The 18814-nt window shown below is 63.3% G+C and carries 19 protein-coding genes; 12 read left to right on the forward strand and 7 right to left on the reverse strand.

All coding sequences use genetic code 11. The annotated features are described in order from the left end of the window. Window positions 1-1011 (reverse strand): anthranilate phosphoribosyltransferase, encoded by a 1011-nt coding sequence (trpD, locus tag FJ426_RS10545; RefSeq protein ID WP_140515367.1) that lies wholly within the window; start codon window positions 1009-1011, stop codon window positions 1-3. Beyond that, window positions 1008-2900 carry a SurA N-terminal domain-containing protein gene (locus FJ426_RS10550; protein WP_140658182.1) on the reverse strand — a complete coding sequence of 631 codons (1893 nt, stop codon included), beginning with the start codon at window positions 2898-2900 and terminating at the stop codon, window positions 1008-1010. The genes trpD and FJ426_RS10550 overlap by 4 nt, the downstream gene beginning before the upstream one ends. A gap of 143 nt (window positions 2901-3043) precedes the next feature. Here FJ426_RS10550 and tpiA point away from each other — a divergent pair, with 143 nt between their 5' ends. The 5 genes from tpiA to FJ426_RS10575 all read left to right on the forward strand — a co-directional run bounded on the left by tpiA (window position 3044) and on the right by FJ426_RS10575 (window position 8342). Then, a complete protein-coding gene (gene tpiA / locus FJ426_RS10555) occupies window positions 3044-3811 on the forward strand; it encodes a triose-phosphate isomerase (protein ID WP_140557173.1) in 768 nt (255 codons plus the stop codon). Window positions 3812-3982: 171 nt separating this feature from the next. After that, window positions 3983-4459, forward strand: coding sequence for a preprotein translocase subunit SecG (secG, locus tag FJ426_RS10560; RefSeq protein WP_140658184.1), 477 nt, complete (start codon window positions 3983-3985; stop codon window positions 4457-4459). A 330-nt stretch (window positions 4460-4789) separates the two neighbouring features. Beyond that, window positions 4790-5914 (forward strand): L,D-transpeptidase, encoded by a 1125-nt coding sequence (locus FJ426_RS10565; protein ID WP_140560957.1) that lies wholly within the window; start codon window positions 4790-4792, stop codon window positions 5912-5914. Between the two features lie 212 nt (window positions 5915-6126). After that, window positions 6127-7764 carry a CTP synthase gene (locus tag FJ426_RS10570; RefSeq protein ID WP_140498648.1) on the forward strand — a complete coding sequence of 546 codons (1638 nt, stop codon included), beginning with the start codon at window positions 6127-6129 and terminating at the stop codon, window positions 7762-7764. 26 nt (window positions 7765-7790) lie between these two features. Further along, complete coding sequence (locus FJ426_RS10575) at window positions 7791-8342, forward strand: DUF1697 domain-containing protein (RefSeq protein ID WP_140825199.1); 552 nt, start codon at window positions 7791-7793, stop codon at window positions 8340-8342. 46 nt (window positions 8343-8388) lie between these two features. On the opposite strand, the gene FJ426_RS10580 is transcribed toward FJ426_RS10575, so the two are convergent. Then, the gene (locus FJ426_RS10580; protein WP_140560958.1) at window positions 8389-9846 is read right to left on the reverse strand and encodes an NCS1 family nucleobase:cation symporter-1; all 1458 of its coding nucleotides are present in this window, start codon (window positions 9844-9846) and stop codon (window positions 8389-8391) included. Between the two features lie 327 nt (window positions 9847-10173). On the opposite strand from FJ426_RS10580, the gene FJ426_RS10585 reads away from it, so the two are divergent. Both FJ426_RS10585 and dusA read left to right on the forward strand, forming a co-directional pair. Further along, window positions 10174-10476: a DUF982 domain-containing protein gene (locus FJ426_RS10585; protein ID WP_140498645.1), complete on the forward strand. Its 303-nt coding sequence runs from the start codon at window positions 10174-10176 to the stop codon at window positions 10474-10476. 455 nt (window positions 10477-10931) lie between these two features. Then, a complete protein-coding gene (gene dusA, locus FJ426_RS10590) occupies window positions 10932-11930 on the forward strand; it encodes a tRNA dihydrouridine(20/20a) synthase DusA (RefSeq protein WP_140825200.1) in 999 nt (332 codons plus the stop codon). Window positions 11931-11947: 17 nt separating this feature from the next. Here the strand turns inward: dusA and FJ426_RS10595 are convergent, their stop codons facing one another. Together FJ426_RS10595 and FJ426_RS10600 are read right to left on the reverse strand one after the other, a co-directional pair. Then, complete coding sequence (locus FJ426_RS10595) at window positions 11948-12652, reverse strand: TIGR02281 family clan AA aspartic protease (protein WP_140498643.1); 705 nt, start codon at window positions 12650-12652, stop codon at window positions 11948-11950. 13 nt (window positions 12653-12665) lie between these two features. Then, window positions 12666-12899: a DUF1289 domain-containing protein gene (locus FJ426_RS10600; RefSeq protein ID WP_140498642.1), complete on the reverse strand. Its 234-nt coding sequence runs from the start codon at window positions 12897-12899 to the stop codon at window positions 12666-12668. Between the two features lie 160 nt (window positions 12900-13059). Here FJ426_RS10600 and FJ426_RS10605 point away from each other — a divergent pair, with 160 nt between their 5' ends. Then, window positions 13060-14058: a nicotinate-nucleotide--dimethylbenzimidazole phosphoribosyltransferase gene (locus tag FJ426_RS10605; RefSeq protein ID WP_140498984.1), complete on the forward strand. Its 999-nt coding sequence runs from the start codon at window positions 13060-13062 to the stop codon at window positions 14056-14058. 36 nt (window positions 14059-14094) lie between these two features. Here FJ426_RS10605 and FJ426_RS10610 read toward each other — a convergent pair whose 3' ends face one another. Beyond that, on the reverse strand, window positions 14095-15615 hold the full coding sequence (locus FJ426_RS10610) for a HAMP domain-containing sensor histidine kinase (protein ID WP_140625123.1): 1521 nt from the start codon (window positions 15613-15615) through the stop codon (window positions 14095-14097). A 73-nt stretch (window positions 15616-15688) separates the two neighbouring features. On the opposite strand from FJ426_RS10610, the gene FJ426_RS10615 reads away from it, so the two are divergent. From FJ426_RS10615 to FJ426_RS10630, 4 genes are all read left to right on the forward strand, one after another. Further along, entirely contained in the window at window positions 15689-16312 is a 624-nt protein-coding gene (locus tag FJ426_RS10615; RefSeq protein ID WP_140825201.1) for a thermonuclease family protein, read from the forward strand. A gap of 49 nt (window positions 16313-16361) precedes the next feature. Then, a complete protein-coding gene (locus FJ426_RS10620; RefSeq protein WP_140498639.1) occupies window positions 16362-16973 on the forward strand; it encodes a glutathione S-transferase in 612 nt (203 codons plus the stop codon). Between the two features lie 2 nt (window positions 16974-16975). Further along, entirely contained in the window at window positions 16976-17593 is a 618-nt protein-coding gene (locus FJ426_RS10625) for a uracil-DNA glycosylase family protein (protein WP_224518976.1), read from the forward strand. A 108-nt stretch (window positions 17594-17701) separates the two neighbouring features. Next, window positions 17702-18193 carry an Lrp/AsnC family transcriptional regulator gene (locus FJ426_RS10630; RefSeq protein WP_006205209.1) on the forward strand — a complete coding sequence of 164 codons (492 nt, stop codon included), beginning with the start codon at window positions 17702-17704 and terminating at the stop codon, window positions 18191-18193. A 46-nt stretch (window positions 18194-18239) separates the two neighbouring features. Here the strand turns inward: FJ426_RS10630 and FJ426_RS10635 are convergent, their stop codons facing one another. Further along, window positions 18240-18809, reverse strand: coding sequence for a DUF3299 domain-containing protein (locus tag FJ426_RS10635; protein WP_140498637.1), 570 nt, complete (start codon window positions 18807-18809; stop codon window positions 18240-18242). Between the last annotated feature and the right edge of the window lie 5 nt (window positions 18810-18814).

Raw genomic sequence — 18814 nt, forward strand, 5'->3', positions numbered from 1 at the left:
CTAACCGTTCGAAATCTCGACCAGCCGGTCGAGCACCTGCAGCGCCCGGCCGCTGTCGATGGCTTGCACTGCCGTCGCCATGCCGTCGGCGAGCGTCGTCGCCTTGCCCGCCACCACCAAGCCGCCGCCGGCGTTCATCAGCACGGTGTCGCGAAAAGCGCCCACGGCGCCACCCAGCATAGCGCGCAACGCCTCGGCGTTGTAGGCAGCGTCGCCGCCGCGCAGTTCTTCCTTGGTGTGACGGGTCAGGCCAACCGCTTCGGGCGTCAAGGTGAAGGTGCGGATCTCGCCGCCGATCAGTTCGGCGACATGCGTTTCACCCGTGGTGGTGATCTCGTCGTAGCCGTCACCATGAACGACCCAGGCATGCTCGGTGCCCAGCGCCTTCAGCGTCTGGGCCACCGGTATGATCCATTCCGGCATGAATACGCCGACCATTTGCCGGCGCACGTCGGCCGGGTTGGAGAGCGGACCGAGCAAGTTGAAGATGGTCCTGGTGCCGAGCTCCACGCGGGTCGGGCCGACATGCTTCATCGCCGGGTGATGTGCCGGCGCGAACATGAAGCCGACACCAGCCTCGTGGATGCAGCGGCCGATGGCCTGCGGCGTGAGGTCGATCTTGACGCCGAGCGCGGTCAGGACGTCGGCCGCACCGGTCAGCGAAGACAACCCGCGATTGCCATGCTTGGCGACCGGAACCCCGCTGGCGGCGATGACGAAAGCGGATGCCGTCGAGATGTTGACGGAGTGCGAATTGTCGCCGCCGGTGCCAACGATGTCGATGGCGCCGACAGGTGCGTCGACGCGAAGCATCTTGGCGCGCATGGTGGCGACGGCGCCCGAAATCTCGTCCACCGTCTCGCCGCGCACACGCAACGCCATCAGAAAGCCGCCGATCTGGCCGGGCGTAGCATCGCCCGACATGATGATGTCGAAGGCCTCGCGCGCCTCGTCGAAGGACAGGGCGGTGCCGGTCGCGACCTTGGCGATATGGGTTTTCAGCGCGCTCATCTTGTCGAGGCTTGGGCAACGGCAGCCTGGTCGACGCGGACGCCGTACTGCGTCTGCAACTGCGCCACCAACTGGTCGAGCAGATCGTCCGACATGCCGGAGGTGAAGGACTTGCGCGCGTCCTCGGGCACCGAACTGGCATCGGCCCCGGCGGGTTCGAACACCTCGGCGACCTTGAACAGGATTTGCGCGTCGCTGGTGGGAGAGGGGATCAAGCCGGTGCCGCCTTCGCCGACGCCGAACATCACCGCTGCACCTTCCTTGCCGAAATCGGCGTCGTCGGCTTCGCGCTTCAGGCCACGCTTGGTCTGCTTTTCCAGCTTGAGCTCGCCGGCAATGACGTCGAGCGTTGCGCCGGCCTTGAGCCGCTTTTCCAGCTCCTGCGCCTTGGCGGTCAGCCGCTTGGCCGTCTCGGCCGCGGTCCAGTCGGCAACGACCTTCTGGCGAACTTCGTCCAGCGTGCGGTCGCGGGCCGGCGTGATCGAAGCCACTTCATAGAAAATGAAGCCGTTATCGGCCGTGGTCAGCGCCTCGTTTTCAGTATTCGGTTCGGCATCGAAGGCAGCCTTGATCAGGGCCGGCGATTCCGGCAGATCCTTGACGATGGAGCCATCGGGCCGCAGGCCACTGCGATCGATCGCGTCGACAGTGACGACCTTCAGCTTCAGCTTGGCGGCGGCGTCGGCCAGCGAACTGCCGGCGGCGCGACTGTCCTCGTAATTATCATGCACGTCCAGAAGGATGCGGTTTGCCTCGCCCAGCGCCAGGTCCTTGCGGATCTGGTCCGACACTTCGGCCAGCGGCTTCACGACTTCGGGCTTGATCTCGGTGACGCGCAGCAGCACGGGACCAAAGGCACCCTGCACGACAGGGCTGACCTCATTGACGTTGAGCGCAAAAGCAGCGTCGGCGACCGCCTTGTCGGCGATCTTGTCCTTGGCGAGCGTTCCGAGCAGCGTGTCGGCCGGGGTCTTGCCTTCCGCAGTGACGAGCTTGTCGAAGGTTGCGCCGGACTTCAACGAATCGAGCGCGGCCTTGGCCTCGTCCGGCGTCTTGAACACAAGCTGCTCTATGGTGCGCATCTCGGGAGTGGTGTAGCGCGCCTTGTTCTTGTTGTAGTCGTCGCTGACCTGGGCGTCGGTCACCGAGCTCGTGTCCATGATGTCCTGCGGCTCGAGCCTGACATAGGAAAACTTGCGGTATTCGGGCGCGGCATAGGTCTTCTTGTTGGCCTCGAAATAGGCCTGCAGCGCGCTGTCGCTCGGCGCCTCGATGGGTTCGACCAGCGTCTTCGGCAAGGTCAGATAGTCGACCGTACGATCCTCGCCACGGTACAGGGCCACCGCCTTGAAGAAGGTGTCAGGCGCCTTGAGGCCGTCCGAAACCGCCTCGACGATCTGCTGGCGCACCGCGACCTGGGCACGATTCTTCAAATAATCCTCCGGGCGCATGCCGACCTCACGCAGCCTGTATTCGAAGGCTCTCCGGTCGAACTGTCCGCCGGGGCCCTTGAACGCCGGATCCTCGCGGGTGAGTTCCGCCAGCCGGTCCTTGGACAGGCCAAGGCCGAGCTTGCGAGCCTGTTCGTCGAGGACCGCGCCCGAAACAAGCTGCGCCAACACCTGGTTGTCGACGCCGAGCGCCTTTGCCTGTTCGTGGGTGAGGCGCTGACCGAACTGCTGCGACATGACGGCGAGCTGGCGGTCATAGGCGAGGCGGTATTCGTTGATCGACACCTTGGTGCCGCCGGCCGTGATGACGGAATCGTGGCCGGCAAGGCCACCCATCAGCCGTCCCGATACGCCCCAGACCGCAAAACTGACCACCAGCAGCGAAAGCAGTAACTTCGCGACCCAGGTGCCCGCCGCGCTTCTCAATATACCAAGCATCGTTACTTCCGATTTATGCGCATTTTCGGATGCGCCGAGTCTGAAACAAGCGCAATAGCGCCCTTCCGGTCCACTGTCGATTGCTTTGTGGCTTGATTTTGGTAGTGAGAACGCCAGCCGAATGTCACCCGGAGAAGCAAACGATGACGCCAGGAATTCGCCCGCTCGTCGCAGGCAACTGGAAAATGAACGGTACCAGCGCCTCGCTCAACGAACTCAGGATGATCGGCAACGGTTTCATGAGCGGGCTCGACGCAGACACCGAGGCGCTGGTCTGCGTTCCCGCGACCTTACTCGCCCATGCCGCCGAGATTCTGTCGCGTACGCCGGTTCATGCCGGCGGTGAGGATTGCCACGCCAAGGAGAGCGGCGCCTATACCGGGTGCATCTCCGCGGAGATGCTGAAGGATGCGGGCGCGACCCACGTCATCGTCGGCCATTCCGAATGCCGCGAACAGCGCGGCGAGGATGATGCGACAGTTCAGGCCAAGGCCTCCGCAGCCTGGCGCGCCGGGCTTGTAGCCATTGTCTGCATCGGCGAGACGCGGCAGGAGCGCGAAGCGGGGGCGACGCTGGACGTGTTGTCACGCCAGGTTGCCGGTTCGGTGCCGGCAAGCGCTACCGCGTCCAACACGATCATTGCCTATGAGCCGGTGTGGGCGATCGGCACCGGCCTGACCCCGACCGTCGCCGATGTAGCCGAAGCGCATGCGCATATTCGCGAAAAACTGTCGGAGAAGCTCGGCACCGCCGCGGGCAAGATGCGCATTCTCTATGGCGGTTCGGTCAAGCCGTCCAATGCAGTGGAACTGCTTGGGGTCAGGAATGTCGACGGCGCGCTGGTTGGCGGCGCCAGCCTGAAAGCGGCCGACTTCCTGGGTATCGCGGACGCCTATCGCAGCATCTCCTGATGACTTCGCGCGGCGCCGAAGCTGCCGCGGCGCACGGGAAATCGTTGTAAAGGACGCCTTGCTTCCCATATTCCGGCCACGGGCTTGGAAATGCCGTGAAAGCATTGTATTGAGCCGCCTCCAATTCCCCGGTCGTGTCCGCGGCCGGGCAGGGCATTGCCAGGATAAACTATGCAAACCGTACTGATCGTCATCCATCTCATGGTCGTTCTGGCCCTTGTCGGCGTTGTGCTGCTGCAGCGCTCCGAAGGCGGCGGCCTTGGCATTGGTGGCGGATCCGGCTTCATGACGGCGCGCGGCGCCGCCAATGCGCTGACCCGGGCGACGGCGATTCTGGCGGCCGCTTTCTTCGTGACGTCGCTGACCTTGTCGATCATTGCCCGCTACGGCGAGAAGCCGATCGACATTCTCGACCGCGTTCCCGCAACATCGGACGGCGCCGGCAAGGGCGTACTCAACCAATTGCCTGGCACGACCACCCCGACGCCGCCTTCAGGCAACGCGGCGCCGACGCCGCCTTCCGGCAACGGAGCCGCGACAACGCCGCCAGCCAATGCTCCGGCCGCGCCGCCCGCCGCCGGCTCGACGTCGCCGGCGACCAACGGCGTCAGCACCGCGCCCGCGGCCCCGCAGGTGCCGAACCAGTAATCCGGGTTCGTTCAAGGGCTATCTGACAGGGAGCGCCGGCGTGCGAACGCCGGCATTCTGCGTCGTTACAACCGAACTGCGCTCGGTTCCGGCTCTCGCTGCCGGGCCCTCGGCCCGCTCTGATCTCTTACACTCAGCCGATCTGTTGTCGTTTGACCACAGTCGCGGCAAATGCGGCGGCATCACGAAGATTCGACGGGAAGTGCAGCGGCCTCGCGCTTGAGGCGCCCGCGCTTATTCGACTATAGATTGCGCGCGGCATTTTCGGTGTCCTTGGGGGACGCCGGGCGACGCCGTGGGCAACAAATATTGAACGATCGGATCTTCGCCATGCAGCTTCGCAGCTTCATCTTCCTGGGACTTTGCGCCGCACTCGGCATGAGCTCCCCGGCTTTCGCCGGCGTGCCAGCCAATTTGGCCGCCAATCAGTCGGTCGGCAAGACCGACGCCATCAACGTCGCAGCCAAGAGCGATGCGGCGCAGTTGAGGCTTCTCAAGAAGAAGAAAAATCCGACACCGGACGATCTCGCCCAGATCAAAAAGATCGAGGCCAAGATCGTTGCCGACAAGGAAGCCGCCAAGGCCAAGGCGCTGGAAGCCAGGAAGATGGCGATGCGCGAAGCGGCGAAAGCGAAGGCCGAGGCGGAACGGCAGGCGTTCCTGGCCAAGAGAGGCAAGACTGCCCCGGCGACCGAAGTGGCCGCGGCCAAGCCCGCCAAGAATGTCACGAAGATCATCGAGCCGTTGACGCCGATCGAGCCGATTCCTTCGGCCGAACCGGAATCGGCCGAGGTGATGAACGTTGCGCTGACCGGCAATAATGGCGAATTGCGCAGCGAGCTGCCTGGCCAGAAGCAGCGCACCGGCGGCGGCCTGTTCGCCGGACTGTTTGGCGGCCAGATGGCATCGTCCTCGATCAACTATCTGCCTGAGACCCGTGCGCTGGATTCGGCGCTCGCCAGGAAAAACGCCAAGAAGCCGTTCAAGGTAAAGCCGGAGTTCGTGCCACAGGACGTGGAATTCACCGGTTACGAGGCCGGCACGATCGTCATCGATACCAGTGCCCGCCGGCTCTATCTGGTGGAATCATCGTCCACCGCCCGCCGCTACGCCATCGCGGTCGGCCGCGAAGGATTGCAGTTCAAGGGCACCGTGGCGGTCGGCGACAAGCAGGAGTGGCCACGCTGGATCCCGACGCTGGACATGCAGAAGCGCGAGCCCAAGCATTATGCCCAGTACAAGGACGGCATGCCCGGCGGCGGCCAGAATCCGCTCGGCGCCCGCGCCATCTACCTCTATGACGGCAAGAAGGACACGCATCTGCGCATCCACGGCACCATCGCGCCGCAGTCGATCGGAACCAGCGCTTCCAATGGCTGTTTCCGCATGATGAACGAGCACGTCATGGACCTCTACAGCCGCGTCAAGGTCGGCACCAAGGTCGTCATCATCTGACGTTTGCAGCAGCTTGCCAAAAGGGCCGGTTCAGCCGGCCCTTTTGTTTTGCCTCGCTCTCGGTCGCGTTCCAGTGGAACGGGCCAGCCCGTTCGACATGGGCCTATCCGAAAACCGGATCCCATTTTCGGATCACGGTTCGAGCGCCTTGTTGGGAAAAAGCCTTAGCGGCGGTTTTTTCTCTGGCGGAATCAATCCGGCCGCGTTAAGCGATGACTCCCATGGCGCGATATGTATTCATCACAGGCGGCGTGGTTTCCTCACTTGGAAAAGGCATTGCCGCAGCGGCCCTCGGGGCTCTCTTGCAGGCGCGGGGCTATCGCGCACGCATAAAAAAACTCGATCCCTACCTCAATGTCGATCCAGGCACGATGTCGCCGTATCAGCATGGCGAGGTGTTCGTCACAGATGACGGCGCGGAGACCGATCTCGATCTTGGCCATTACGAGCGGTTCACTGGCCGTTCCGCCAACCAGCAGGACAACATCACCACCGGCCGCATCTACAAGAACATCATCGAGCGCGAGCGGCGCGGCGACTACCTCGGCGCCACCGTGCAGGTCATCCCGCACGTCACCGACGAGATCAAGAATTTCGTCCTCGACGGCAATGACGACTATGATTTCGTGCTGTGCGAAATCGGCGGCACCGTGGGCGACATCGAGGCGATGCCGTTCCTGGAGGCAATCCGCCAGCTCGGCAACGACCTGCCGCGCAACAACGCCGTCTATGTGCATCTGACGCTGATGCCCTATATCCCGACCGCGGGCGAATTGAAGACCAAGCCGACCCAGCATTCGGTCAAGGAGCTGCGCGGCATCGGCATCGCGCCCGACATCCTGCTCGTCCGCGCCGACCGGGCCATTCCCAAGGAAGAGCGTAGAAAACTGTCGCTGTTCTGCAATGTCAGGGAAAGCGCGGTCATCCAGGCGCTCGACGTGCCGCACATCTACGACGTGCCGATGGCTTACCACAAGGAAGGGCTCGATTCGGAAGTGCTGGCCGCGTTCGGCATCGACCCCGCGCCGAAGCCGCGCATGGAGCCGTGGCAGGCCGTGTCCAACCGCATCCACAATCCGGAAGGCGAGGTGACCATCGCCATCGTCGGCAAATATACCGGCCTCAAGGACGCCTACAAATCGCTGATCGAGGCGCTGTCGCATGGCGGTCTGGCCAACCACGTCAAGGTCAAGCTCGACTGGATCGAATCGGAAATCTTCGAGAAGGAGGATCCGACGCCCTGGCTGGAAAAGGTGCATGGCATCCTGGTGCCCGGCGGTTTCGGCGAGCGCGGCTCGGAAGGCAAGATCCTGGCTGCGAAATTCGCGCGTGAGCGCAAGGTGCCGTATTTCGGCATCTGCTTCGGCATGCAGATGGCCTGTATCGAGGCGGCGCGGTCGCTGGCCGGGGTCGATGAGGCCTCCTCGACCGAATTCGGCCCGACCAAGGAGCCGGTCGTCGGCCTGATGACGGAGTGGCTGAAGGGCAACATGCTGGAGAAGCGCCGGGCAACCGGCGATCTCGGCGGCACGATGCGGCTCGGCGCCTATCAGGCCGAGCTCGCCAAGGGTTCCAAGATCGCCGACATCTATGGCGACACGCAGATTTCCGAGCGTCACCGCCACCGCTACGAGGTCAATATCGACTATAAGCAGCGGCTGGAGGATTGCGGCCTGGTGTTTGCCGGCATGTCGCCCGACGGCGTGCTGCCCGAAACGGTCGAATACCCCGACCATCCCTGGTTCATCGGCGTGCAATACCACCCCGAGCTGAAGAGCCGGCCGCTCGACCCGCATCCGCTGTTCGCCAGCTTCATCGAGGCGGCGGTCGAACAATCGCGCCTGGTATAGGCGCGCCAGGCGGGGTTCGGCATCCGATGCAGACCTACGTCGCCCTTCTCTACAGCATCGTCCTGGGAGAAGGGCGCCGGGTCGTGATGTCCGACCTGAAGGCGATGGCGGAAGGCCTCGGGCTGAAGAATGTCCGTACGCTCGTGGCGACGGGCAATCTTGTCTTCGAGGCGCCGGCGACGGACGTCGCCGGTCTCGAGCAGCGTCTGGAAGCCGCCTTCAAAAAAGCTTTCGGCCGCCATGTCGATATCATCGTGCGCGCTGCCGAAGATTGGCTGAGGCTCGCGGCCGGCAATCCGTTTCCGGCTGAATCCGCCGAGACCGGTGACCAGGTGGCGGTCCGGATAATGCGCAAGCCCGTGCCCGATGATGCGGCGGCGGCGCTCGAGACCTATGCCGCCGCCGATGAGAAGGTGATGTCACGCGGCGGCGACATCTGGGTCGTCTTTTCGCGGGCACGACCGAGTTCACGGCTGCTCGCGGCCGCCAATCACAAACGCCTGGGCGTCGGTACGTCGCGCAACTGGAACACGGTGCGCCGATTGGCCGAGATGGTAGGAGTAGGCAGTAGGCAGTAGGGGGAAGCCGTCTGCTTTCCCTACCTTTCCTGCCTACTGCCCCATTTCAGGCCTTCGCCGTCTTGGCGCCGGCACCCACGGCGGCGGTGCGCAGCACGTAGTAGATGATGCCGGCAATCCCGACGCCGAAGAACCAGCCATAGACGCCCCACCAGGATGGCAGCCAGTTGGTGAAGTTCGGCAGGATCGAGGAGAAGACGGCGCCAATGCCGGCAGCGATGAAGGCATTGACATGCCAGCCGCCCTGGAAGCGGAACTCGCCGTCCTCGCGATAAAGCGCTTCGACGTCGACCTCGCCCTTCCGGATCAGGTAGTAGTCGACCATCATGACGCCGAAGATCGGCCCCATCGTCGCACCGATGATGTTGACGAAGGACGCAGCGCTGCCTTCCCAAGGCGCGAAGGGATAGAGCACGAGCGCGATCAGTGCCGCGATGTAGCCGCCCTTCTTGAAGTCGATCTGGCGCGGGAAGACGTTAGAGAAGTCGAAGGCCGGCGAGACGAAGTTGGCCACGACATTGATGCCGAGCGTCGCCACCGCGAAGGTCAAGGCGGCGAGCGCGGCCAGGAACCAGCTGCCGAATTTCGCCGATATCTGGTCGGGGTGCAGCAGCACCTCGTGATAGACGTCGTAAGCGGCAATGGTGGTGACGCCAGCGACCAGCGAGAACAGGATGAGATTGATCGGCAGGCCCCAGATATTGCCCTTGCGCAGCGATGCCTTGTCCGGTGCATAGCGGGCGAAATCGCAGAAGTTGAGATAGAGGGCCGAAAAATAGGTCACCCAGATCGCGGCGACGGCGAACAGCGACGTCCACGATCCCGGCGCACCTGGCACGCCCGCATCCTTGGTCTTTTCGAGCAGCACCTCCATCGGAATGTCACTGGTGAAGGCGAAGGTCCCGGCTTTGACACAGAGATAGACGGCCAGGATCAGCATCATCACCCACACGGCTGGCCCGGCCCAATCCTGGAAGCGGCGCACCGTCTCCATGCCGTTCTGGATAATCAGCAGCTGCAGCGCCCAGATGACCACGAAGCAGATCACTTCCAGCCCGGAGTGGCCGAGGAAATGGGTGTTGGCGTTGAAATCGGCGAACCATTGCGAGCGGATCAGCAGCGCGACAATGGCGCCGGAAGCGGCCGCCGTCTGTGCGCCGTACCAGAAGCAGGCGACGATGGCGCGCACCAGCGCCGGTATGTTGGCGCCCCATATGCCGAACGAGGCGCGGGCGAGCACTGGGTAAGGCACGCCGGTCTTCACGCCAGCATAACCGACCATGTTCATCAGCGCGTAGATGACGAGCGAGCCGATGCCGATGGCGATGATGAAGTTGACGAAACCGCCGCAGAACAGGAAAAGGCTGGCGGCGAGATAGTAACCCCAGAGGCTGTGCACGTCCGACGTCCAGACGTTGAAGATCGAGAATGGTCCCCAGTTTCGTATCTTGGCCGGTGCGAGATCTTCGTTATATAGATCCGGCGATGCGCCTTGTATCGTCATTGCAATTGTCCCCTTCTTGCAGCACGCGCCCTCACGCGTTGACCGTCAAGGTTACGCCTGACGCGAGGGAGGGGGCAATCGGCTGATTTGCCGGCTTTGGCCTTAAAGATATTCAATGGGGATCGCCATTGTCGCGCGGCATGATGCTTGCCCTCTGATCGGCGAGTCGGGTTCGTGGCGCTTTCAAGCGCCGGCGCGACGACATCGGAGCCGCGGCGGGCAAACCTGCCCTTTTTTTGCCAAGCGTCGTTTTTTATGGAACCAAGTGGATGATGGCGCGTTTGATGGGGTTCGGTCGAACACGTCGCGACCGAGCGGGAGGATATGATGGACTATTTGCATTTTTTTTCGCCCGTGCGGATTTCACGCGGGCAGGGACACCCTATCGAGGAAATCGACAGTGTTGCCGAGGCCATGATGTTTTTGCGTAAATGGCCGACCGGGCGACGTGGCCCTGTCTATCAATGCGCGCTGAACTGCTGCGCGGCCGCCCTGTCGGGGCAGATGTCGGCTGAAGAAGCCAGGAAGGCGTTCACCGGCTTCGCCCGGATCACGCGGCTTCTGGATGACGACATGGCCTTGTCGGTGGGCAGCGAGCCAGCTGGGCGCGTGTACGCGCTGCGGCGGTAACGTTCTGAACCGGCTGTAGTCGAAAATCGGCGCCGACCCCCGGCGCCGATCGACTGTTTGTCCGTTTGCCATGGCGTCGGCGAACGCCTAATGCGGCGCGGCCCAGGATGGCCACCATCTGCTTGTGGTCGGCAACTTCGGAAAGCAGCCAATCCTGGAAAGGCGGTCCCCCGTCTTGTTCGCCGCAGTTGAAAGACTATCGACCAGGTCGCAAAACGGCGTGCCGCTCTCCTGCGGTGTAGCAAGGGGGTGCAAGCTTCCGATTTCTTGGAGCGATTTCGCCCAGCACTCGAAAAAACGAGAAGACAGCACTTCAGGCCATAGGATTTGGCAGGCGCAGAAGGACCGCCTTCAGACTTACTGCTCGAGCGAGGGGCTTGCCTACTTCGCATATGTCGCCGATATGAGGATTGGTGGCCATACCGCCCGCATCAACCAACCAATTGACGCAAAAAATGTCGAGATACCAAGAGCATAAGGTGGCAATCGCCCCGATGATGGATTGGACGGACCGCCATTGCCGGTTCTTCCATCGCCAGCTGACTCGCCGTGCGTTGCTCTACACCGAGATGGTGGTGGCGGACGCGGTCATCCAGGGCGCGCGCGAGCGCCTGCTTGGTTTTGATGAGGCGGAACATCCGGTCGCGCTGCAGCTCGGCGGCTCCGATCCGGGGAAGCTGGCCGAGGCGGCGCGCATCGGCCAGGCTTTCGGCTATGAGGAAATCAACCTCAATGTCGGCTGCCCGTCGGACCGCGTCCAGTCCGGTACGTTCGGCGCCTGCCTGATGAAGGTGCCTGACCTCGTCGCCGACTGTGTCGCGGCGATGAAGGCGGCCGTGACCATTCCCGTAACCGTCAAATGCCGCATCGGCGTCGACGAGCAGGATCCCGAGCCGGCGCTGGATGCGCTTGCAGACGGAGTTTTCGCGGCCGGCGCCGACGCCCTTTGGGTGCATGCGCGCAAGGCATGGCTGGAGGGGCTGAGCCCCAAGGAAAACCGCGACATCCCGCCGCTCGACTACGGTCGCGTCTATCGGCTGAAGACGAGAAAAACGAGCGAATTCATCGGCATCAATGGCGGTATTCAATCGCTTGAAGAGGCGCAGACGCATCTCCAGCACCTCGACGGCGCCATGCTCGGCCGCGCCGCCTACCATACTCCAGGCATTCTGACCGGCGTCGATGCCATGTTTTATGGAGAGCGGACCGGTCCCTTCGATTTCGCCGCGCTGATCGATGTCATGGCCGGCTACGCCGCACGCCATGTCGAACAGGGCGGGCGGCTCGGCCACGTCACCCGCCATATGGTCGGGTTGTTCCATGGATTGCCCGGTGCGCGCCGCTACCGCCAGATCCTCTCCACGGATGCAACGCGCCCCGGCGCTGGGCCGCAGGTGCTGAAGACGGCGTTCGCTGCGGTCGACCTCAGCGGGGCGGTCGACAAGGCCGCCTGAACCGCTTTCGCCGAACGTCAATCCCGGAGGGTCATCCGGTCGCCGCGCACGTCGAAGCCGGACAGCGAACTGATGAAGTTCATGCCGAGCAGGCTCTGGCCAAGCATACCGGGTGCCGCGACCATCACCGGCATATTCTTTCGCACGATGCCGCCGATGGCCAGTTCGTTGGTTTTCACAGCCGCGGCGCGCGCCGTGCCGTTGGCGGTCGAGACCGGTATGGTGAAATCGAGAGCGGCGGGATTGATCCCGGCTGCCTGGGCGTCCTGCGACGTCAACACGGTGCTGGTCGCTCCTGTGTCGACCACCGTGCGCACTGGCGCGCCGTTGATCAAGATGCGCGCCTCGAAATGGCCATTGTCGGCCTTGTCGAGCGTCACGGTGGCATGGCCGTCCTCGATGCCCAGCGCCAGCGGGCTGCCGGGAACAAGGCCAGCGGTTACCCGGTTGGCGAAATCCTGCAATTCGTAGCGATATTGATAGCCGGCGATCAGCGCGAGCGCGATCGCCGCCCACGCGCCGAGATTGCGCGCCATGGCGCTGAGCGGGCGGCCCGACCTTAGAAGGCCGGCGCCGATGAGCGCGCCGAAGGCGCCCAGCCAGATCAACCGGCCGAAATCATCGTTCTCGACGCCGAGCGTATTGCCGGCGGAATCGTTGAACATCAGCAGCACCGCGCCGACGCCGATGACGAGCATCAGGATCCAGAACAGGCGGTTCATGTCGGCAATCCGTTCACGAGAGCGCGTCGCGTTCCCGTGCCATACGGGTGCGGCGGGTTTCGCGGCGCGGCCGGCGCTCGACCGTCTCCAGCCTTGCAGGCAGTTGGGCCATGACGTTACGGCGCGCCTGCGCCGTCATGTCGATCCAGGCGCCGATCTCGTCCCGGGTGCGGCCGCACCCGAAACAGAAACCGGTCTTCATATCGATCGAACAGACCAGAATGCATGGGGATTCGATGGCCGTCATGAATGTTTCCTTGGCTGACTTCCACATGGTGCAACGGCATGGCCTTTGCAAGCCCTCGGGAATGCGTCGCCCGCGGCCGCTTTTACATCAGGCGCGGGAGGTTGTGCCGGCGCACGAGGGCGGCTATGCCGCTGCCATCTGCAAGGACGATTTCCACGACATGACCAGAGCACAGCCCTTCGACGATTTCCGTAACCTGCTGGCCAACCTGCCGGCGGCCGACACGACAGCCGAGGCCCGTGTGCGAACGCTGTTCGCCAAGGCGGACAAGCCAAGGAACTCGCTTGGTCGCATCGAGGATATCGCTGCCTGGCTGGCAGCATGGAGCGGCCGTGCGCCGCCGGCAGTGACGCGGCCTCTGGTCGCGGTCTTTGCCGGCAACCATGGTGTTGTCAGGCACGGCGTTTCGCCGAGAGTCGTGGCGGCGACCGCCAACGCCGTCGAACTGTGTGCGGCCGGCGGTGCAGCGATCAACCAGGTCTGCGTCGCCAACGACCTCGGGCTGAAGGTTTTCGATCTCGCCTTGCATATTCCGACAGCCGACATCACGCAGGATGCCGCACTCGACGAGCGGGGTTGCGCCGCGACCATGGCCTTCGGCATGGAGGCGATCGCCGGCGGCGCCGACCTGCTTTGCCTCGGCGATCTGGGCGTCGGCAATTCCACCGTCGCCGCGGCCCTGTTCGCGGCCGTGTTGGGCGGCAAGGGCACCGATTGGGTCGGCCCGGGCTCCGGCGCCGATGCGGCGATGCAGGCGCGCAAGGCGGAGGTGGTCGATGCGGCGCTGGCTTTCCACGCCGGCCATCTCGATGAACCGTTGGAGGTGCTGCGCCGGCTCGGTGGCCGTGAGTTCGCGGCGATAGCCGGCGCCATCCTTGCGGCACGGATGCAGAGAATCCCTGTGCTGCTCGACGGAGTTGCGGCAACGGCCGCGGCGGCGGTGCTGCATGCCGCAAATCCTGCGACACTGGATCATTGCCTGCTCGCCGGCCTGTCGCCGGAGCCCGCGCATGCGCAGGCCGCCGAGCGCCTTGGCCTTCGCCCCTTGCTTGACCTCGGCGTCGGCCACGGCGAGGGAGTAGGCGCGGCACTTGCCGCCGGCCTAATCAAGGCAGCGGCACTGACCAGTTCGGGCATGGCCGCGGCCGTTCGCGGCTAGGCCGAGCATTCGCGCTCATTCCACGCATGAGGCGCGTCAACGCCGACGCGCCGCGACTGCTGCGGTCGGCAGGGCCGGCAGTTCCTCCATCACCCGGCTCAGCGGGAAGATGGCGATCGCCTCTGTGCCTTCGCGCAGCTTGGAATGAAGTTGGAATTCGCCGCCATGCATGGCGAGCAGGCCCTGCACGATCGGCAGACCAAGTCCGGTGCCCTGTTCGGCGCTCTTGATGGCGATCGAACCCTGGCCGAAGGCCGAAAGCACCACCGGGATCTCGTCTTCCGGTATGCCGGGGCCATTGTCCCTGACCGAGATGTATTGTCCGCCGCCGGCCGTCCAGCCGACGCGCACGCGGATTTCGCCGCCGGTAGCGGTGAACTTGATCGCGTTGGACAAGAGGTTGAGGGTGATCTGGCGCACCGCGCGCTCGTCGGCGAACAGGCGCGGCAAGGCATGTTCGAAATCCTGAATGACGCGGATATCCTTGTTGCGCGCCTTCAACTCCATCATGTGGCAGCAATCCTCGACAATGCCGAGCAGCATCACCGGCTCTTCATTGAGCTGGTACCGGCCGGCCTCGATGCGCGACAGGTCGAGGATCTCGTTGATGAGGTCGAGAAGATGCTGGCCGGATTCGTGCACGTCATGGGCATAGTCGCGATAAGTGGGATTGCTCATCGGCCCCAGCACTTCGTTCGACATCACTTCGGAAAAACCGAGAATTGCGTTGAGCGGCGTGCGCAATTCATGGCTCATCGAGGCAAGAAAGCGCGATTTGGCCAGATTGGCATCTTCCGCGCGCCGCCGCGCCTCGTCCGACATCGATTTCGCGGTCTCGACTTCGGCGATCAGCGCGTCCTTTTCGGAGCGGAATGACAAAAGCATCAGGGAGGAGCGGTTGAGGTTCCGCGCGATATAGGCAAAGAAAGGCAGCGAAAGGACGAGCAGTACGGCCATGATCGCCCCGACCGGCATCCGCAGCCTTATTTCGGCGTAGGCGTAAAGCGCCACCGGAACAGCGAAAGTCGCCAGCAACGCCCCGCGCAGGGATGAGGCCATGATAGCGGTTCCGGCCATGGCAAGCAGCAGCACCACGGCCTTGACCACCTGAAACTGGTCGACCGCGCAGGCACCGCAGCCGAGCCAGACGAACCAGCCCCAGCCGAGGCCGCACAGGAAATGTGCGAACAGGAATTCTCTCTGGGTTTGCAACGGGTTAAGATCGGACGCTTCCACGCGTTCGACGCGGCGCGCCATGAAAGCCAACATCGTGTAGCAGGTCAGGGTGAACAGCGCCCAGAGAATGATCTCATTGCCGATGCCGGCCAGCCGGCCAAGCGCGGCGATCGCCAGGACAAGCAGCGGAATGGCAATGGCCCCGCTGGTCATCGCGCGCGCATGGAGTTTCAATAGTTCGCGATCGAAATCCGGATTGCCGGCCTGTTGCGAAAGACGGTCGCGCGTCTTGCGCACCGCGCGCGCGACATCGCTGTTGCGATGGCGTTTCCTGCGGTCCACAATGAATTTGTCCGCTGTGTTCGAGCGTTGCAAAGGCATGAAGACTTCAATTATGCGGGCGGCATTTCAAGGTGTTAAGCTACGTTCGAATGATTAACCAACCGTTTGCCATATGAGCCGTTCCTGGTCGCAAGGACCGCGCCGGCGGTACGCTGCGCCGCGTCCGCGGAGCCTGTGGCGCAAATTGCTGGACTACGGGCTGACCGTCATTATTCTGGGGTTGCTGATCGTGCTTGCGGCGCGCCTCGATCGCGTGGAGACGCGAAAGACACAGGGCGTCGCCATCATCAATGATGGCGACTCGATCACGCTCGGGGCCGAACGCATCCGCATGCGCGGCATCGACGCGCCGGAATACACCCAGACCTGCCGCAAGTACGGCGCCGACTATTCTTGTGGCGCGCTTGCGCGCCAGTCTCTGGTGCGCCTGATCGCCGGCAGCCCCGTCATCTGCAGCGGCTGGCAGCGCGATCGTTACGGCCGGCTGCTCGGCGATTGCAGGGCCGGGGACACCGATCTCAACCGCGCACAGGTAGAGGCAGGCTGGGCGGTCGCTTTCGGCGATTACGAGAGCGAGGAAGCGATCGCGCGCGCGGCAAAGGCCGGCATCTGGGCAGGTACGTTCGACCAGCCGCAGGATTGGCGCGACAGCCACCATGGCGAGTCCGTCGAGAGAAAACATGGCACGCTCGCCTCGATCGGCGATGCCGTGCGGGAGATTTTCCGCTTCTGGTAAGCCGGCGGAAGCTGAACCGTGCCATCACCGGCAAGAACTGGAGGATCGAATGAAGCTTTTCGACGGCGGCCGGGCGCCCAACCCAAGACGGGTTCGCGTTTTTCTGGCCGAGAAGGGAATCGCGGTTCCGCTGGTGTCCGTCGACATGGGCGCGCTGGAACACAGGCAACAGGCGGTCAGCTCGCGCAATCCACTGCGGCGACTGCCGGTGCTGGAGCTTGACGACGGCACCGTCATCACCGAGTCCGTCGCCATCTGCCGCTATTTCGAGGAACTCAATCCCGAGCCCGCACTGTTCGGTCGCGGGGCGCTCGGCAAGGCGCAGGTCGAGATGTGGCAAAGGCGGATGGAATTCAACCTGCTGACCTGCGTCGCGCAAGCTTTCCGCCACACCCATCCGGCCATGAAGGAATGGGAGATCCCGCAGATTCCCGAGTGGGGCGAGGCCAACAAACCGAAGGCAATCGAATTCCTGCGACTTCTCGACGGCGAACTGGGAACCCGCGAATTCGCCGCCGGCGACGCCTATTCGATCGCCGATATCACCGGGATGATCGCCATCGATTTTATGAAACCGGCGCGCATCAAGGTGCCGGACGAGTGCAGCAATGTGTTGCGCTGGTATCGGATGGTTTCGAGCCGGCCGAGTGCCGCGGCCTGAGGATGACTGCGGAACTCGAAAGCTTCGCCGCGACGGTTCGCGCCTGCCGCATCTGCGTCGACAATCCGATCGGCCGGCCACTGCCGCACGAACCGCGCCCGGTGCTGCGACCCTCGTCGAATGCCCGCATCCTGATTGCCAGCCAGGCGCCGGGAACCAAGGTGCATCTGTCGGGCATGCCGTTCACCGATGCTTCGGGCGACCGGCTGCGAGACTGGCTCGGCGTCACCAGCGAGGAGTTCTACGACACCGAGAAGTTCGCTATCGTGCCGATGGGCTTCTGTTTCCCCGGCCAGGACGCCAAGGGCAGCGACTTGCCGCCAAGGCGTGAATGCGCGCCGGCCTGGCGCGCGCCGTTGATGGGGCTCATGCCGCAGATCGACTTGGTGCTGACGATCGGCATCTACGCGCAGTCCTGGCACATGGGTGCCGCGCGGCGCCCGTCCCTGACGGAAACGGTGAGGGACTGGCGCTCCATCTGGGAGAAATCCGCTGGCCAGAAGGTGCTGCCGCTGCCGCATCCGTCCTGGCGCAACACCGGCTGGCTGAAGCGGAATCCCTGGTTTGAAATGGATTTGCTGCCTTTCCTCAGGTCGGAAATCCGCTATCGCCTCGGTTAGACATTCAGCAAGAAACCACCGGCTTTTCCGCCAATCAGCAGAATTTTTTTCTTGTGAAAGGCTATAATAACGCCGATTATAGCCAATCCATTCCTTCAGGAGCTTTCAATGGACCGCCTTGACCGAAAAATTCTCCGCCTCCTGCAGGAGGACGCGACGCTCGCGGTCGCAGATGTCGCCAAGAAAGTGGGACTGTCGACGACCCCTTGCTGGCGGCGCATCCAGAAGCTCGAGGAAGAGGGCGTCATCAAGCGGCGTGTCGCCATTCTCGATCATGAAAAGGTCAATGTGCGGGTCACCGTCTTCGTCTCGATCCGCACCAATTCGCACAGCCATGAATGGCTGCGGCGCTTTTCCGAAGTCATCCAGGAATTCCCCGAGGTGGTCGAGTTCTACCGCATGAGCGGCGATGTCGACTACCTCCTGCGTGTCGTGGTGCCCGACATTGCAGCCTATGATGCCTTCTATAAGCGGCTGATCGCCAAGATCGAGATTCGCGACGTCTCGTCCTCCTTCGCCATGGAGCAGATCAAGTACACGACCGAAATCCCGCTCGATTACATGGTGCTGGACAAGGAATCGGGCGCGAACGCGGCCTGAGCGCGCGTGGCCTTGGTGCATGCAAGGTCACGCAAGCTCGCCTTGCTTAGTTCTTCTTTTTGTTGAGGAAAGTCCAAGGCGAGTTGACCGGTAGGGTTATTGTGTCCGGCACGGTGTCGACGCCGGTCACGTCTGCCTTGCGCACGGTATAGCCCGACTGGATGACCGAGACGCCGTCCAGGATGAAAAGCTGGCTCTTCTCCATGCCTGGTTTCAGCGCGCCGGTTACGGAAACCGGCTGGTAGGCCCGCGATATTTTGTAGGGCTGAGCCGGGGTGACCAGGACGATCTGGTTGGGTGGTGGTGTCGGCATGTGGCTGCAGGCGCCGGTCCACGGCACCAGTAGGAATTGATAGACAAGATCGCCTTCGCGATCGACCGGCAACGCATAGCCGGCTATTTGTATGGTCTTGTCCTGCAGGCCGAGGGATAACGTCTCGCCGCGATCGGGCAATTTTGCCGCGATCATCGGCAGGCCAGCTTCTTCGGCAACCGCCTGGGTCGCCGGGCGCAAATCCTTCCAGAATATGTGTGTGGTCTCGGCCGAAGCGAGGGCGGCTGTAAAAGCCGACATCGCGCCCGCGAACGCTGCCATGGCTATCAGACGTTTGGTCATGGGAC

It is taken from the genome of Mesorhizobium sp. B2-6-4, from assembly GCF_006441495.1.
In the GTDB taxonomy this organism is placed as follows: domain Bacteria; phylum Pseudomonadota; class Alphaproteobacteria; order Rhizobiales; family Rhizobiaceae; genus Mesorhizobium.

Coding starts and splice junctions, on each gene's coding strand:
- FJ426_RS10625 (WP_224518976.1), top strand. CDS start 16,976: ATGACTGCGGAACTCGAAAGCTTCGCCGCGACGGTTCGCGCCTGCCGC.
- tpiA (WP_140557173.1), top strand. CDS start 3,044: ATGACGCCAGGAATTCGCCCGCTCGTCGCAGGCAACTGGAAAATGAAC.
- FJ426_RS10600 (WP_140498642.1), bottom strand. CDS start 12,899: ATGACGGCCATCGAATCCCCATGCATTCTGGTCTGTTCGATCGATATG.
- FJ426_RS10620 (WP_140498639.1), top strand. CDS start 16,362: ATGAAGCTTTTCGACGGCGGCCGGGCGCCCAACCCAAGACGGGTTCGC.
- FJ426_RS10610 (WP_140625123.1), bottom strand. CDS start 15,615: ATGCCTTTGCAACGCTCGAACACAGCGGACAAATTCATTGTGGACCGC.
- secG (WP_140658184.1), top strand. CDS start 3,983: ATGCAAACCGTACTGATCGTCATCCATCTCATGGTCGTTCTGGCCCTT.
- dusA (WP_140825200.1), top strand. CDS start 10,932: ATGTCGAGATACCAAGAGCATAAGGTGGCAATCGCCCCGATGATGGAT.
- trpD (WP_140515367.1), bottom strand. CDS start 1,011: ATGAGCGCGCTGAAAACCCATATCGCCAAGGTCGCGACCGGCACCGCC.
- FJ426_RS10550 (WP_140658182.1), bottom strand. CDS start 2,900: ATGCTTGGTATATTGAGAAGCGCGGCGGGCACCTGGGTCGCGAAGTTA.
- FJ426_RS10635 (WP_140498637.1), bottom strand. CDS start 18,809: ATGACCAAACGTCTGATAGCCATGGCAGCGTTCGCGGGCGCGATGTCG.
- FJ426_RS10565 (WP_140560957.1), top strand. CDS start 4,790: ATGCAGCTTCGCAGCTTCATCTTCCTGGGACTTTGCGCCGCACTCGGC.
- FJ426_RS10585 (WP_140498645.1), top strand. CDS start 10,174: ATGGACTATTTGCATTTTTTTTCGCCCGTGCGGATTTCACGCGGGCAG.
- FJ426_RS10580 (WP_140560958.1), bottom strand. CDS start 9,846: ATGACGATACAAGGCGCATCGCCGGATCTATATAACGAAGATCTCGCA.
- FJ426_RS10615 (WP_140825201.1), top strand. CDS start 15,689: ATGAGCCGTTCCTGGTCGCAAGGACCGCGCCGGCGGTACGCTGCGCCG.
- FJ426_RS10630 (WP_006205209.1), top strand. CDS start 17,702: ATGGACCGCCTTGACCGAAAAATTCTCCGCCTCCTGCAGGAGGACGCG.
- FJ426_RS10570 (WP_140498648.1), top strand. CDS start 6,127: ATGACTCCCATGGCGCGATATGTATTCATCACAGGCGGCGTGGTTTCC.
- FJ426_RS10595 (WP_140498643.1), bottom strand. CDS start 12,652: ATGAACCGCCTGTTCTGGATCCTGATGCTCGTCATCGGCGTCGGCGCG.
- FJ426_RS10605 (WP_140498984.1), top strand. CDS start 13,060: ATGACCAGAGCACAGCCCTTCGACGATTTCCGTAACCTGCTGGCCAAC.
- FJ426_RS10575 (WP_140825199.1), top strand. CDS start 7,791: ATGCAGACCTACGTCGCCCTTCTCTACAGCATCGTCCTGGGAGAAGGG.